Raw genomic sequence first — 14,635 nt, forward strand, 5'->3', positions numbered from 1 at the left:
CCCCAATGAGCGGCAGCAGCAAAGAACACATCATCAAGAGCTATGACGACGAGCTGGCCCGCCTCACCGGCGAAATCGTCCGCATGGGCGAGCTCGCGGTGAGCCAGCTGGAAGCGGCCATCGACGTGATCGATCGCCGCGACGAGCGCGCCGCGCAGCACGTGGTCAGCAACGACGACGCCATCGACCTGCTCGAGCAGGAGATCAGCCACGACGTGGTGCGCCTGCTCGCGCTGCGCGCGCCGATTGCCGGCGACCTGCGCAACGTGTTCGCCGCGCTGCGCATCGCCGCCGACATCGAACGCATCGGCGACTACGCCGCCAATGTGGCCAAGCGCTCCATTCCGCTGTCGATGGTGGCGCCCATCGCACCGACCAACGGCCTGGGCTACCTGGCCGAACTGGCCGCAAAGGAAGTGCGCGACGTGCTGATGGCCTATCGCGACCGCGATGCCGAGCGCGCCTACCAGGTGTGGAAGGACGATGCGGACCTGGACGAAGCCTACACCGGCTACTTCCGCCAGCTGCTCACCTACATGATGGAAGACCCGCGCAACATCACGCCCTGCACGCACCTGCTGTTCATGGCGAAGAACATCGAGCGCATCGGCGACCACGCCACCAACATCGCCGAGAGCATCTGGTATCAGGTGAACGGCGAACCGCTCACGGCGCAGCGCGCCAAGCGCGACTTCACCTCCAATCCCGAGCCGACCAAGCTGGGCCACAAGGACTGAACTCGAAAGGCCGCGCTCATCGAGCGGGGCCTTTCCAAAATCCAGGCCATCGTCAGGGATGAACCGACATCACGGCAGGATCTGCGGCGGATTGAGTTCCAGGTACGCCTTGCCGGTCACCGGCACGCCGTTAATCGCACCGCTCACCGTGGAATCGCCTTCCCAATAGTAGGTATTGGGAACGCCTGCCGTGCTCGCCAATCGCTGCACGACGCCACCGGTCAGGCCGGCAAAGGTGGCCATTTCCTGGTCTTGAATCAGTGCCGTCACGGTCACCTGGCCGCCCGGCAGTTTGAGGATCTGCTGGGTGTGGTAGACGAGCCCGCTCCTGGGGCTGGTCCAGCTCACGCCGGTCGACTGATCGTCGATGTCGCTGGGGCTGATCGCGCTGTAGCTGCCGTCGGCCGCGATAGCGGTCCCGTAGGTCTGCGTGGTATTGCCGCTGGCGTCCTTGAGTACCGAGACGTCGAATTTGCGGCCATCGGACAACTCGATGGCATACCAGTCCCATCCGGTTGGCGTCGTGGCGGAGAAGGCGGCGCCCCATTCGTGATCGAACCAGGCCGTGCCCGTGACGGGTATGACCAGGCCGTGATCGATTACGGTGCCCGACGCACTCAGGCTGGGAAACGAGTAGTAGTTGAGCGCGCCCGTCGTCGTGGGCGGCATGATGCCGCCATTGCCGTGCCAGACCACGCCATAGCTGCTCGGCTGCACGTTCAATTGCGCCTGGTAGTGCAGCGTGTACATCCCGGCAGCCATCGAACCGGAGCCATTGCGGGCGTTGGCGTTCCAGTCGTCTATCTGGATGTTGTAACCGCCACCGGGTGGGAGAATATCCGGCTGGATGGAAACCCGCGCATCGTTCTCGTGCACGCCGCGATTCAGATCGGTGATCGCGAAGTTGCCGATATACCCCGAACTCAGCGGATAGGCGCCCAGGCCCAAGCGGAAATCGGTGACCTGAAATCCGTAATTATGCGTAACACCGAAAATATCCTTGCCGGTCAGATGCCCCGTGTAATACCACCACTCGATGGTTGCGTTGTGCGGAGATTCGTCGGCTGGGATGGAGAAATACGGCGACGTCGATTGCGCATACACCGAACCACTGAAACCCAGGCCGAGGCCAAGGCACAAGCTTGCGGCACGATGCAGCCGGCGCCGAATATGGATGGCCGTAACCGGCCCGAAGCACCTGCATGGCAGTGAGGAAATCATTAGCGCACCTCCACGGATGGGAAGGAATTCCCCCTTAAAGAACCATTCCGCTGCTGGCTCAGCGCATCAGGTCGCGGCCCCTTACAGGAAGGCCTGCGAGCACATCCAACATGGCACGAGCGACACTACGCCAGGCGACGGGCGAAGTCGGCAGTCAACGACCCACATGATTAGCCCCAACGAGTACGCGTGACGTGCGCACGGCGAACCCGGGCGGCAACTTATGCGCCCGCGCTCGTGAGTCGACTGTGAAAGCGATGCGCCAGCGTTAAAGGCACCACACCTTGTGCATGCCGCATCGTGCGCGCCACGCGCATCACCGCAAACATCGAGTGCGTCGACAGGCGACAAATGGATCAGAGAAGATCACGCAGGAGCGCACATGGCGCTCCTGCGGAAAGCCTTGGGCTAGTGAGCACCGCCAGTCAACTTCAGTCCCACCATGCCAAGCACCACCAGCCCCACACAGGCCAGCCGCAATGGCGAGGCCGAATCCCCGAACAACACGATGCCGAGAATCACGGCACCCACCGCGCCGATACCAGTCCAGATCGCATAGGCGGTGCCGATGGGCAGCGTCTTCACCGCCATCGCCAGCAGCACGACGCTCGCCGTCATCGCGGTGCCCGTGACCACGCTGGGCCAAAGGCGGGTGAAACCTTCGGTGTATTTCAGGCCCACCGCCCACACGATTTCGAGCAGGCCGGCGAGTACGAGATAGATCCAGGGCATGTTGCGCTCCTCTGGAGGAAGAGCAGGGTCGTCCCCGCTGGAAGAAACAGGCTTGCGGGGTCGTCCCCGCAGACCGGCTCCATTGCGGAGCCGGATTTACCATTCTACGGATCCTGCCTGAATACCGCGTCAGGACGAGATCTTGCTGCCCAGTTCGCGTGCCTCACGGCGCGCGCGAGTCGAGTGCACGATGCCGTACACGCCGATGACGATCCACGCCACCTGCATCAGGAAGGCGGGCCAGTTCATCGCGGTGCCGAACACCAGCGACAGGATCACGCCCAGCGCACCCAGCACGTTCATCAGCTGGTACACCAGCCCGTTGCCGTGCAGCTTGTGCGCCTGCAACAGCAGGAACGCCAGCAACACCAGGGCCACGCCGATATAGCCGGCCCAGTCATGCCAGAGGAAGGTCATCGCTTGTCACTCCTTTGTCGCAACGCTTCGAACAACACGATGCCCGTGGCCACGGACACGTTGAGGCTTTCCATCGCGCCGGGCATGGGGATCTTCGCCACGAAGTCGCAGGTTTCGCGCGTAAGGCGACGCATGCCCTCGCCTTCACTGCCCAACACCAGGGCCACAGGACCACGCATGTCGATGCCGTAGACGGAGTCGTCCGTATCGCCGGCCAGGCCGGTGATCCACACGCCGGCGTCCTTGAGCGTGCGCAGCGCGCGGGCAAGATTGGTCGCGGCGATGAGCGGCACGCGATCCGCCCCGCCGGCCGACGCACGCCGCACCACCGGCGTGAGCCCCACGGCGCGGTCCTTGGGCACGATCACCATGGTCGCGCCCGCGGCTGCGGCGCTGCGCAGGCAGGCGCCCAGGTTGTGCGGATCGGTGACGCCGTCGAGCACCAGCACCAGCGCGCTCTGGCCGGCTGCTTCGAGCAGGCGTTCGATATCGTTCTCCGAACCCATCGGCGGCGCTTCGTAACGCGCCACCACGCCCTGGTGGCGCGCTTCGCCCGACACGCGATCCAGTTGCTCGCGCGGACGGTGATGCACGGGAATGTTCAACGCCTTGGCACGCGTGGCCAGCTCCTGCACGCGCGCATTGCGCTGGCCCTGTTCGACCAGCACCTCGCGCACGCGCGCCGCGTCATTGCTCAGCGCGCCTTCGACCGGGTTGATCCCGACGATCCAACTGTCACTCATCGTTTGCCTTTCTTCTTTCCAGCTTTCGGTGCTTTCGTGGTTGCCTTGGGCGGAGCAGCCTTCGCCTTCCGCCCCTGGCCGGCCGCCTTGACCTTGGCGAACGCGCCCTTGGCCGCGGCCTTCGCCTTGGCAAAGGGGCCCTTGCCGACGGGCGCCTTGTCACCGCCGCGGGAAGCGGACTTGCGCTCGATCGGCGGCAACGGCGGCAGGGACGTCGCGGGGGCGGCATTATCGCGCGAGCCAGGGCGCGGCGTCGTCTTGGGCAGCGAGTAGCGCTCGCCCGCCGCCGCGTAGTCGTAGCGGCGCTCGGTGCGCGGCGGCACGAAGCCGCCCTCCTTGCGCGGGGCAACGAGCCGGAAATCGATCTTGCGGTCCTCCAGGCTGGCGCGCAGCACCTGGATACGCACGTGGTCGCCCAGGCGGAACTGCATGCCGCTGCGCTCGCCCTTCAGCAGATGGCGCACCGGATCGAAGTGGTAGTAGTCGTTGGACAGCTGGCTGATGTGCACCAGGCCCGACACCTTGGAATCGTCCAGCTCCACGAACAGGCCGAACGAGGTGACGCCGGTGACGGTGCCGTCGAACTCGCTGCCGACGTGCTTGGACATCCACGCGCACTTGAAGCGCTCGTCCACGTCGCGCTCGGCTTCCTCCGCGCGGCGCTCGCGCTGCGAGCAGTGCACGGCCATCGCCGCCATTTCGCTGGCGCTGTAGTTGTACGCGCTGGGTTTGCCGCCCGCGAGCGCATAGCGGATCGCACGATGCACCAGCAGGTCCGGGTAGCGGCGGATCGGCGAGGTGAAGTGCGCGTACGCCTCCAGCGCCAGGCCGAAGTGGCCGCGATTGTCGGGCTGGTAGGCCGCCATGCTCTGCGCGCGCAACAGCACCGACTGGATCAGTTCCCGCTCCGGACGATCCTGCACCAGCCGCAGGATGTCGGCGAAGTCGGCCGGCGTCACTTCTTCCACTGGCGGCATGCGCAGCTTGAACTCGCGCAGGAACTGCTGCAGGTCTTCGTACTTCTCGGCCGGCGGCGGCTCATGCGCGCGGAACAGCGCGGGGATCTTCTTTTTCTCGAGGAACAGCGCCGCCTGTACGTTGGCGGCGATCATGCATTCCTCGATCAGCTTGTGCGCATCGTTGCGCTCGGTGGCGCCCATGGCCTCCACTTCGCCGCGCTGGTCGAGGCGGAACTTCACCTCGGGCGTTTCGAAATCGATGGCGCCGCGGCGCTTGCGCTGTTCCGCCATCAGCTTGTAGAGCCCATGCAGGTGTTCCACCTGCGGCAGCACGTCGGCCAGTTCGTGCCGCGCGTCGGCATCGTTGAGGCCAATGGCCTGCCACACGCGGTCGTAGGTGAGGCGCGCATGCGAGCGCATCACGGCGTTGTAGAACTTCGATTTCGTCACCTCGCCCTGCGCATCCACCACCATGTCGCACACCATGCACAGGCGCTCGACCTTGGGGTTCAGGGAGCAGATGCCGTTGGAGAGCGTCTCCGGCAGCATCGGCACCACGAAGCCGGGGAAGTAGGTGGAGGTGCTGCGTTCGTAGGCTTCCTTGTCCAGCGCGGAGCCCACCTTGACGTAATGCGACACGTCGACGATGGCGACCACCAGGCGATAACCGCCACCGCGCCTGGGCTCGGCGTACACGGCGTCGTCGAAGTCGCGCGCATCCGCGCCGTCGATGGTCACCAGCGGCAGCGAACGCAGGTCCACCCTGCCCTCGCGCTCGGCGGCGGTCACCTGCGGCTCGACCTGCGCGGCCTCGCGCGTCACCGCATCGGGCCACTCGTGCGGCAGGTCGTGGCTGGCAATGGCCATCTCCACCAGCAGCGAGGGCTGCAGGCGTTCGCCCAGCACGGCGCGAATGGCGCCCAGCGGGCCGCGGTGCGGCGTCGGCGGGTCGGTGATCTCGGCCACCACGATCTGGCCGGAGCGAGCACCCATGTCCTGGCCCGGCACGATCATCACGTCCTGATGGACGCGGCGGTCGTCGGGTGCCACCAGGGTCACGCCGTTCTCGATAACCACGCGGCCCACCAACCGCGGCGAGCGGCGCTGCAATACCTCGACGATGGCACCCTGCTTGCGACCGCGGCGGTCGATGCCGACCACGCTGGCCAGCACGCGGTCGCCGTGCAACACGGAACGCATCTGCTGGGGCGAAAGGTAGAGGTCGTCGCCGCCGCCATCGGGGCGCAGGAAGCCGTAGCCCTCGGCGTTGGCCAGCACCACGCCCTGGATCAGGTCCAGCTTGTTGGCCGGCGCGTAACCGCCGCGACGCCCCAGCAGCAGCTGGCCGTCGCGCACCATGGCGCCCAGACGCTTGCGCAGCGCGTTGAGTTCGTATTCATCGTAGAGCGACAAGGCTTCGGCGATGCGTGCCTCGGTCAGCAGTTCGCCGCGCTGTTCGAGCAATGCGAGGATCGCCTCGCGGCTGGGGATGGGCCGCTCGTAGCGCTGCGCCTCCCGCTCGGCGTGGGGATCGTCCACCTGCCCCACCTCCACGCGCTGCCGCGACGGGTCAAGCGCCGAACGCTTCGGGCGGGCGCCGCCGGATTTCGGCGGCTTCGGGCCACGTCGGGCTTCCTGCTTGCTGCTGCGCGGTTCTTTCTTTTTGGTCACATCCTTGCCTTTGCTTGGTTTTATCGGGACTCCGGGCCGCGCGAGGCGCGCTCCGGAAAAATTTTTGTGAAGAATAGTTGACAACCCACCCACACATGCCTAATCTACGCGGCTCACGCAGACCACTTTGCGAAGCGTGACACCTGCCCAGGTGGCGGAATTGGTAGACGCACTAGTTTCAGGTACTAGCGGGTAAAACCGTGGAGGTTCGAGTCCTCTCCTGGGCACCAATTATAGAAGAAGCCCGCAGCGATGCGGGCTTTTTCGTTTCCGGCATTTACGCATCGAGGTTGCGCATCGTCATCCCGCGATGCGCAATGCGTTGAGTCCGCCCACCAGCGAATAAGCGCCACGCACACCTTCACCGCGCAGCAATCGCGCGGCATGTGCGCTGCGGCGTCCGCTGGCGCAGACCAGCAGATAGCGACCCTCGGCGAACTCGCCTGCCCGCTCGCCCACCCTCGCCGACGGCACGTGCACTGCCGCTACCGGCATCGGGTCGCTGGCCAGTTCTTCCATCTCGCGCACGTCCACCAACTGAAACCCGGCGGCCACGGCGTCTTCCAGGCGATCGAACGCGAGATCGACTTCGTCTTCTTCGACGGCTCTCGCCATAGCCCGGCGCGCCACCTCCACGCAACCGCCCTGTTCGGCGCAACCGTGCGCCGCATCGATGGGCAGGTGCTGGATGCTCAGGTCGATCAGGTTGACCAGCGACAGCGCGCCTGCATTCGGCTGCGGCATACCGAGCAGAAACTTCAACGCCTCCGTCGCCTGCATGGCGCCCAGCACGCCGGGCACCGGGCCGAGCACGCCGGCAAGCGTGCAGCTGCCGACGGTTTCCGGTGCCGGCTCCTGCGGCCACAGGCAGCGCAGGCACGGCGAACCCGGCCTGGCCGCCACAAACTGCAGCTGACCTTCGTACTGGTAGATGCTGGCAAGGATCAGCGGCGTGCCGGTGAGCACCGCCGCGTCGCTGCTCAGGTAGCGGCTGCGCATGTCGTCCGTGCATTCCACCACCAGGTCGAACTGGCGGAACACGTCGAGCACGTTGCCCGCGTCCAGCGGCTCCTTCCACAGTTGCACCTGCACCGCGGGATTGAGCGCGGCCACGCGCCGGGACGCCAGCTCCGCCTTGTATTCGCCCACGTCGCGCGCGTCGTACATGGTCTGCCGATGCAGGTTGCTCGCGTCCAGCCGGTCGCCATCGACGATGCCCAGCGTGCCCACGCCGGCGCCCGCGAGATAGCTGATGACAGGACAGCCCAGACCGCCCGCGCCGATCACCAGCACGCGCGACGCAGCGAGTTTCGCCTGCCCCGCCTCACCGACCTCGCGCAGCCTGACCTGGCGCGAATAGTCGGGGACGAAGGGCTCCGCATGCGCATGATGATGGTGGTGGTGGTGGTGATGGCCCTCGTGCTCATGCTCGCGATACACGTGCGTGCAAGCCACCCAGTCGGATTCGCCAGTGACGTAGTGTTCTTTCTTCCAGATCGGCAGCCGGTGCTTGATCTCATCGATGATGTAGCGGCAGGCGCGGAAAGCCTCGTCGCGATGCGGTGCGGATGCACCAACCCATACCGCCATGTCGCCGATGGCCAGGTCGCCGGTGCGATGCACGCAGCGCGCATCCGTGACGCCATAGCGCGCGATAGCCTCGGCCACGATGCGCTCGCCCTCGGCCAGCGCCAGCTCCGCATAGGCTTCGTACGAAAGGCCATCCACTTCGCGCCCTTCGTTGCTGTTGCGTACCCAGCCTTCGAAGGCGCAAAAGCCGCCGCTGGATGCATGGCGAAGCCGCTCGCGCTGCTCCGCCAGGTCGACCGCCGCGCTGGAAAGTTCGAAACGGCTCATCCGCCCGCCACCGGTGGAATGAAGACGACCGTATCGCCATCGCGCAACGGCCGATCCCAGGTGCTGAATTCGGTATTCACCGCCACCTTGAGCACGTCCGCCGCCAGCGAGAAACCGCGCGAGGCGCGCAGCTCGTCGTAGAGATCGCGCAGCGACGCCGCCGACGTGACGACCTGCTCGCCGCTCTTGCCGGCCTGCTCGCGCAGCTGCGCGTAGTACTGAAGATGGACGACCGTCATGCCGGTGACTCCAAACGCTGCTGCATGGCTGCCCGCTCCTCGGGGGTGTTGACGTTGTCCAGCGCATCGCCGGGCGCGGGCAACAACTTGGTGTTGGACTGGATCAGCGCCTTGCGCGGGCAGTAGCTGCCGTCGCGGTAGCGCTGCAACAGCAAGGCGTGGCTGGAGGGCTCCCAGATGGCGCAGAGCGGCTCGGGCAGCCCGTCGAAGTTGCTGTTGAAGGCGGTCGCGTCGGCGGTCGCGTCGCGCGCATCGATCAGGCGTTGCAGCGTGCCGCTGTCCAGCAACGGCAGATCGCACGCCAGCACCAGCCACGCCGCGTCTGGATGAAGATCCTGCGCGGAGAGTATGCCCGCGGCGGGGCCGATGGCGTCGTAGCTGTCCACGATCTGCGGCAGGCCGGCACGCAGTGGATCGTCGCGCTGGCTGTCGCGCACGGACACGAAGGCGCGTTCGGTCACCGCTTCGAGCAGGCGCCATGCACGCAGCAGCTGCGGTTCGCCGCGATAGGCCAGCGCCGCCTTGTCCTGGCGCATGCGCTGGCTCGCGCCGCCGCTCAGCAGCAGGCCGTAGAGGGGAGCGCGCTGGCCGCTCATGCGATCTCCTCGCCGCCGATATCGTGTTTGCCGCCCGTCTTGGCGACGAGGCGAATCTCACCGATCACGATGTCGTGCGACATCGCCTTGCACATGTCGTAGATGGTCAGCGCGGCAATGCTCGCGCCGGTCAGCGCTTCCATTTCCACGCCCGTGCGCCCGGCGCAGGCCACGGTGCAATCGATCCAGGCATCCACGCCCTCCATGCGGATGTCGATATCGCACTTGTCGATGCCGAGCGGATGGCACAGCGGAATCAGCTGCGGCGTGGCCTTGGCGCCCATCACGCCGGCGATCTGCGCCACGGTGAGCACGGCGCCCTTGGGCGTCACGTAGCCGGCCTCGTGCAGGCGCTGCGCGACATCGGCGGGAAAAGTGACCCGGGCGCGGGCGCGGGCCGTCCGGCGGGTCACCGCCTTGGCGCCGACGTCCACCATGCGTGGCTGCTGCTGTTCGTCGACGTGGGAAAGCGTGGTGGGCAGTGCGGTCACGGGGCACTCCGGAAAGGCATGGGGAGGATTATCGGCCGGATGCGGGCGGGCGAAATTAAAAAACCGTCTAGAAAACGCGGCATCCCGTTTCCAGAGCCTCCGTCAGCCACCGATGTAGTGCATTTCGATCTTGCGGGGCGCCTTGCCGTGGTGCCCGGCCCGCTCCTCGCTGTAACGATCGCGGCGGCGGAGCCAGGTGTCCCGCAGCAGCTCGGTCAGCTCCGCGTCGGTGGCGCCGCCGCGCAAGGGACCACGCAGGTCGGTGCCGCGGGTGGCGAACAGGCAGGTGTACAGCATGCCTTCGGAAGACAGCCTCGCCCGCGTGCAGCCGCCGCAGAACGGCTGGCTGATGGACGAGATCATGCCGATTTCACCCGCGCCGTCCTCGAAGCGGTAGCGCGTGGCGACCTCGCCGGGGTAGGTCGGCGGCACGGCGCGCAGCGGCCAGCGGCCGCCGATGCGCTGTATCAGCTCGGCCGAGGGCACCACCGCCTCCGGACTCCAGTCGTTGCGGTTGCCCACGTCCATGTATTCGATGAAGCGCACGACGATGCCGCTGCCACGGAAGCGCTCGACCAGGTCCAGCACCGTGTGCTCGTTCACGCCACGCTGCACCACGGTGTTGAGCTTCACGCCGTGTGGGAACCCGGCAGCGCGGGCGGCCTCGATACCGGCCAGCACGTCGTCCAGTGCGCCGCGTCCGCCGCTCATGCGGTGGAACAGCGCAGGGTCGAGCGTGTCGAGGCTGATGGTGACGCGGTCGAGGCCGGCATCGCGCAGCTCGTTCGCATGCCGCGACAGCAGCACGCCATTGGAGGTCAGGGCCAGATCGGTGATGCCGTCGATGCGGCGCAAGCGCGCGACCAGTTCGACCAGGTTTGGCCGCAACAGCGGTTCGCCGCCGGTAAGGCGCAGCTTGCTCACGCCCTGCGTCGCGGCCAAGCGGCACAGGCGTTCGATCTCGTCGAAACTCAGGCGTTCGTCGTTGCGAAGGAAGGTGAAGTGCTCGCCGTAGGTCGACTCCGGCATGCAGTACGGACAACGGAAATTGCAGCGGTCCATCACCGAAATGCGCAGGTCGTGCAACGGGCGGCCCCATTGATCGACCGGCAGCACGGCCGAGGATTCGCGGGCGTCGAGTGCGTTCATCTCACCACCGGTAGAACGACGCCACCGTACCGGCGGGCGCCTTGCCCTGCCCCGGTGGCAACTGCACGAATCCCTGCGTGCGCGGCAGGGACGAAAAATCACCCGAGGTGCGTGAAGGTACTGGATAGGCCATCAGCCTCCCCTGCGTGTCGGTTTGTACGCGCGCGGGCACGAAGCTGGCCAGCGTCGGGTTGATGTCCACCGCCTCGTCCAGGCACACGTATTCGGGTGCCGCGGGCGACGCTCCCAGCGCTGCGCGCAGGGCTGGGCGCGCATAGCGCGTGGCGCACACCAGGGCGGACACGGGGTTGCCGGGCAAGGCGAACACCGCCTGCCCGCGCGGGCCGATACCGAACCACATCGGCTTGCCCGGCTTCTGCGCAATGCGATGGAACACCTTGCGCACGCCTTCCGCCGCCAGCGCCGCGGGCACGTAGTCGCGCTGCCCCATCGATACGCCACCGGAAAGCAACAGCACGTCGTGCTGCAGCAGCAGTTCGGCGATGCGCACGCGCGTGGCGTCTTCATCGTCGACGATATGCTCGGCGACGACGCGGTCGAAGCCGTCGAGCCGCAGCGCCGCACGCACGGCGGTGTCGTTGGAGCGGCGGATCTGTCCTTCGCCCAGGGGCGCATCGACCTCCACCAGTTCATCGCCGGTGGACACGATGGCGACCGACGGCATCGCCGCCACCTCGACCATCGCCACGCCATTGGCCGCCAGCAAGGCCATTTCCGCCGGCCCCAGGTGCATGCCCGGCGAGAGCAACAGGCTGCCTTGCGTACAATCCGAGCCACGCCGGTGGATGAACTGCCCTGCGGCGGGCTGGTAGCCGTCCGCCAGCGCGTAGCTGTCGCCATCGCGGTGCAATTGCTCCACCGGAATCACGCAGTCGGTGCCGGCCGGCAGCATGGCGCCGGTCGTCACCTCGAGGCACGCGTCATGCGCGGACAGCGATTGCATCCGCATGCCTGCCATCTGCGCGCCTGCCACGCGCAAGCGGCGCGGCAAGGTGGCGGACCAGTGCACGGCGATGCCATCCATCATCACGCGGTCGAATGGCGGATGATCGTGTTCGGCGTGCACGGCTTGCCGAAGTATCCGTCCTGCGGCATCGCCCAAGCGCACGCGCTCACTGCCAAACGAGGGCATGTGTTCGGCGATCAAGGCTTCCGCCTGGCTGACGCTGATCAGGTCGCTCATGGTTCCCATTGTGCGAGGAAGTATGGCCGCGTGGCACTGAGCATAGCGCGCCCGTCAAAGTCCCAGCGCAACGGCCTTCACCTGCGCCCAGGCCGTGCTGCCCGGCGCCAGCGCCAGGGCGTACCAGGATCGGCGCGTGATGCGGGCCAGCAGCGTGTTGCCGCCGGCATCGAGCTGCACGAGCAACTGCGAGGGATGATCCGCGTCGGCCACGGCGATGATGCGGCACGGCAGCTGGTTGAGCGCGCTGGTGCCTTCCTGCGGAGCCTTGGTCAGCACCACGTCGCGGGCGCCGATGCGGCAACGCAGCCGCTGGCCCACGCTTTCGTGGCGATACGGCAGCCACAGGCGCCCGCCGGCGAACTCCAGCGCGACCAGTTGGTCCTGCGCGTCGACATCCACCACCTGCCCGTCGATGACCGCGCCCACGGCTTCGCCCAAGGCCGGCGGCAGGTCCAGCCGGGTCAGGGTGTCCTGCAGGCTGCCCTGCGCCACCACGTGTCCCGCTTCCATCAGCACCAGATGGTCGGCCAGCCGCGCCACCTCGTCCACGTTGTGGCTCACGTAGATCATCGGCACGCGCAGCGTGGCATGCAGCGATTCCAGGCAAGCCATGAGGTCACCGCGCGCCGCGCCATCGAGCGCGGACAACGGCTCGTCGAACAGCAGCAGGGCGGGATCGGAAAGCAGCGCCTGCACCATCGCCACGCGCTGGCGCTCGCCACCGGAGAGGTGATCCACGCGACGCGGCAACAGGGGCCGCAAGCCGAAGCGATCAATCAGGCCTTCGCGATCCAGATGCGCCGGGCGGCCCGCGCGCCGATAGCCGAAATCCAGGTTGCCGGCGACGCTGCGATGGGTAAACAGGCTGGGCTCCTGGAAGACATAGCCGAGGCGCCGACGATGCGTGGGCACGAATACGCGATGCAGGCTGTCCTGCCACAGCTGCGATCCAAAACTCATCCGGCCCGACGCGTCGCGTTCCAGTCCCGCGATGGCGCGCAGGCAGCTGCTCTTGCCCGCGCCGGAAGGCCCGAACAAGGCGGTGATGCCCTGCGGCGGCAAGCGCAGGTCGATATCGAACGCGAGCGCACCGCGGCGCCAGGCGAGCTTGGCTTCCAGGCCGTGCGGGGAATCAGTCACGCGTCTGCCTGCGGGTGCGCAAGAGCGACATGGCGAGCAAGGCCGCGAACGACACCGCGAGCAGGCACAGCGACAGCACGTTGGCCTGGTGGTACTCGCCCGCCTGCACATGATCGTAGATGCGCATGGACAGCACGCGCGTCTGGCCCGGAATGTTGCCGCCGATCATCAGCACCACGCCGAACTCGCCCACCGTGTGGGCAAAACTAAGCACCGCTGCGGTCACCACGCCCGGCAAGGCCAGGGGCAAGGCGATGCTGAAGAAGCGGTCCAGCGGCCCCGCACGCAGGCAGGCGGCCACTTCCAGCGGGCGGTTGCCCACCGCTTCGAAGGCGTTCTGCAGCGGCTGCACCACGAACGGCAGCGAATACAGCATCGAGGCCACCACCAGTCCCTTGAAGGTGAACGGCAACGCCGCCAGCCCGAGCGCGGCCATGGCCCGCCCCACCACGCCGTTCGGCCCCAGCAGCATCAGCAGATAGAAACCCAGCACGGTCGGCGGCAACACCAGGGGCAGGGCCACCACGGCGGCGATGGGGCGCCGCCAGCGCGAGCGCGTATGCGCCAGCCACCACGCCAGCGGCAGGCCGAACAGCAGCAACAGCACCGTGACCGTCGTCGCCAGCCGCAGCGTCAGCCCCAACGCCTCGATGTCCGCATCCGTCAGCCAGGCCATGAGGGGCGCTCAGTGCGCGCCGTCCTCCGGCAGGTTGAAGCCGTAGCGCGCAAGCAGGGCCTTGGCCGGCGCCGACTGCACGTAGCGTGCGAAGTCCTGCGCAAGCGGGTTGTCCGCGCCGCGCCGGGTCAGTACGAAACTCTGCTTCAGCGGCTCGTACAGCGATGCCGGCACGGGCTCGGACGTGCCCTTGACGGGCGAGTTGATCACCAGCGATTCCGCCACCAGCCCCACCTGCGCGTTGCCGCTCTGCGCGAACTGCGCGGTCTGGCCGATGTTGTCGCCAAACACCAGCCGCGACTGCAGCTTGTCCCATACGCCCGCCGCACGCAGCGCCTGTTCGGCGCGCTTGCCGTACGGCGCATGCTGCGGATTGGCGATGGCGATGCGTCCGAAGCGAGGCTGCGCCAGGTCGGCGACCTGCACGCCGCGCATGTCGATGCTCGCGCTCCACATCACCAGGTGGCCAAATGCATAAGGCACCGGCGTACCGCCTGCCTTGCCGTGCTCCACCAGTTGCTGCGGGTAGCCGCTGTCCGCCGAGAAGAAGATCTCGAAGGGCGCGCCCTGCTCGATCTGCGTCAGCAGGTTGCCCGAGGAGCCATACACCACGTCGATGCGGCTGCCGGGATGATCGTGGCGATACGCCGCCGCCACCTCGTCCAGCGCCTGATGCAGGTCGGCCGCGGCGGCCACCGTGATGTGGTTGTCGGCGGGCGCGGCCATCGACGCGGATGCGAACACCGCCCCGAGGGCCAACAGGGCTTGCAACAGCCGACGCTTCATCGTGTCACTCCTGG

General features: G+C 67.1%; 15 protein-coding genes and 1 tRNA gene. 2 read left to right on the forward strand and 14 right to left on the reverse strand.

From position 1 onward, the window contains the following. Window positions 1-5 precede the first annotated feature (5 nt). Window positions 6-737 carry a phosphate signaling complex protein PhoU gene (phoU, locus tag BDW41_RS01965; RefSeq protein ID WP_074547146.1) on the forward strand — a complete coding sequence of 244 codons (732 nt, stop codon included), beginning with the start codon at window positions 6-8 and terminating at the stop codon, window positions 735-737. 69 nt (window positions 738-806) lie between these two features. Here the strand turns inward: phoU and BDW41_RS01970 are convergent, their stop codons facing one another. The 5 genes from BDW41_RS01970 to rnr form a co-directional block, all read right to left on the reverse strand. After that, complete coding sequence (locus tag BDW41_RS01970; RefSeq protein ID WP_083337534.1) at window positions 807-1,958, reverse strand: lipocalin-like domain-containing protein; 1,152 nt, start codon at window positions 1,956-1,958, stop codon at window positions 807-809. A 408-nt stretch (window positions 1,959-2,366) separates the two neighbouring features. Continuing rightward, entirely contained in the window at window positions 2,367-2,690 is a 324-nt protein-coding gene (gene sugE, locus BDW41_RS01975; protein ID WP_074547144.1) for a quaternary ammonium compound efflux SMR transporter SugE, read from the reverse strand. A 129-nt stretch (window positions 2,691-2,819) separates the two neighbouring features. Continuing rightward, on the reverse strand, window positions 2,820-3,107 hold the full coding sequence (locus BDW41_RS01980; RefSeq protein ID WP_074547143.1) for a hypothetical protein: 288 nt from the start codon (window positions 3,105-3,107) through the stop codon (window positions 2,820-2,822). Next, window positions 3,104-3,850, reverse strand: coding sequence for a 23S rRNA (guanosine(2251)-2'-O)-methyltransferase RlmB (gene rlmB / locus BDW41_RS01985; protein ID WP_074547142.1), 747 nt, complete (start codon window positions 3,848-3,850; stop codon window positions 3,104-3,106). Before rlmB ends, BDW41_RS01980 begins: the two co-directional genes overlap by 4 nt. Next, window positions 3,847-6,348, reverse strand: coding sequence for a ribonuclease R (rnr, locus tag BDW41_RS01990; RefSeq protein WP_110301517.1), 2,502 nt, complete (start codon window positions 6,346-6,348; stop codon window positions 3,847-3,849). Before rnr ends, rlmB begins: the two co-directional genes overlap by 4 nt. Window positions 6,349-6,625: 277 nt before the next feature. Between rnr and BDW41_RS01995 the strand changes: the two genes are divergently transcribed. Further along, window positions 6,626-6,710, forward strand: a tRNA-Leu gene (locus BDW41_RS01995). A gap of 70 nt (window positions 6,711-6,780) precedes the next feature. Here BDW41_RS01995 and BDW41_RS02000 read toward each other — a convergent pair. From BDW41_RS02000 to modA, 9 genes are all read right to left on the reverse strand, one after another. After that, window positions 6,781-8,337, reverse strand: a complete 1,557-nt coding sequence (locus BDW41_RS02000; RefSeq protein ID WP_074547140.1) for a ThiF family adenylyltransferase — start codon at window positions 8,335-8,337, stop codon at window positions 6,781-6,783. Beyond that, window positions 8,334-8,576, reverse strand: a complete 243-nt coding sequence (locus tag BDW41_RS02005; RefSeq protein ID WP_074547139.1) for a MoaD/ThiS family protein — start codon at window positions 8,574-8,576, stop codon at window positions 8,334-8,336. Before BDW41_RS02005 ends, BDW41_RS02000 begins: the two co-directional genes overlap by 4 nt. Beyond that, window positions 8,573-9,172 carry an NTP transferase domain-containing protein gene (locus tag BDW41_RS02010; RefSeq protein WP_074547138.1) on the reverse strand — a complete coding sequence of 200 codons (600 nt, stop codon included), beginning with the start codon at window positions 9,170-9,172 and terminating at the stop codon, window positions 8,573-8,575. Before BDW41_RS02010 ends, BDW41_RS02005 begins: the two co-directional genes overlap by 4 nt. After that, window positions 9,169-9,654, reverse strand: coding sequence for a cyclic pyranopterin monophosphate synthase MoaC (gene moaC / locus BDW41_RS02015; protein ID WP_110301518.1), 486 nt, complete (start codon window positions 9,652-9,654; stop codon window positions 9,169-9,171). The genes BDW41_RS02010 and moaC overlap by 4 nt, the downstream gene beginning before the upstream one ends. A gap of 111 nt (window positions 9,655-9,765) precedes the next feature. Further along, window positions 9,766-10,812 carry a GTP 3',8-cyclase MoaA gene (gene moaA / locus BDW41_RS02020; RefSeq protein ID WP_074547137.1) on the reverse strand — a complete coding sequence of 349 codons (1,047 nt, stop codon included), beginning with the start codon at window positions 10,810-10,812 and terminating at the stop codon, window positions 9,766-9,768. Window position 10,813: 1 nt separating this feature from the next. Then, window positions 10,814-12,016 carry a molybdopterin molybdotransferase MoeA gene (locus tag BDW41_RS02025; protein ID WP_074547136.1) on the reverse strand — a complete coding sequence of 401 codons (1,203 nt, stop codon included), beginning with the start codon at window positions 12,014-12,016 and terminating at the stop codon, window positions 10,814-10,816. Window positions 12,017-12,070: 54 nt separating this feature from the next. Continuing rightward, on the reverse strand, window positions 12,071-13,159 hold the full coding sequence (gene modC / locus BDW41_RS02030) for a molybdenum ABC transporter ATP-binding protein (protein ID WP_074547135.1): 1,089 nt from the start codon (window positions 13,157-13,159) through the stop codon (window positions 12,071-12,073). Beyond that, window positions 13,152-13,835 (reverse strand): molybdate ABC transporter permease subunit, encoded by a 684-nt coding sequence (gene modB, locus BDW41_RS02035; RefSeq protein ID WP_074547134.1) that lies wholly within the window; start codon window positions 13,833-13,835, stop codon window positions 13,152-13,154. The genes modC and modB overlap by 8 nt, the downstream gene beginning before the upstream one ends. Window positions 13,836-13,844: 9 nt before the next feature. Continuing rightward, window positions 13,845-14,621 carry a molybdate ABC transporter substrate-binding protein gene (gene modA / locus BDW41_RS02040; RefSeq protein WP_074547133.1) on the reverse strand — a complete coding sequence of 259 codons (777 nt, stop codon included), beginning with the start codon at window positions 14,619-14,621 and terminating at the stop codon, window positions 13,845-13,847. Window positions 14,622-14,635 lie beyond the last annotated feature (14 nt).

The organism is Dyella sp. AtDHG13, assembly GCF_003201105.1.
GTDB lineage: Bacteria > Pseudomonadota > Gammaproteobacteria > Xanthomonadales > Rhodanobacteraceae > Dyella > Dyella jiangningensis_B.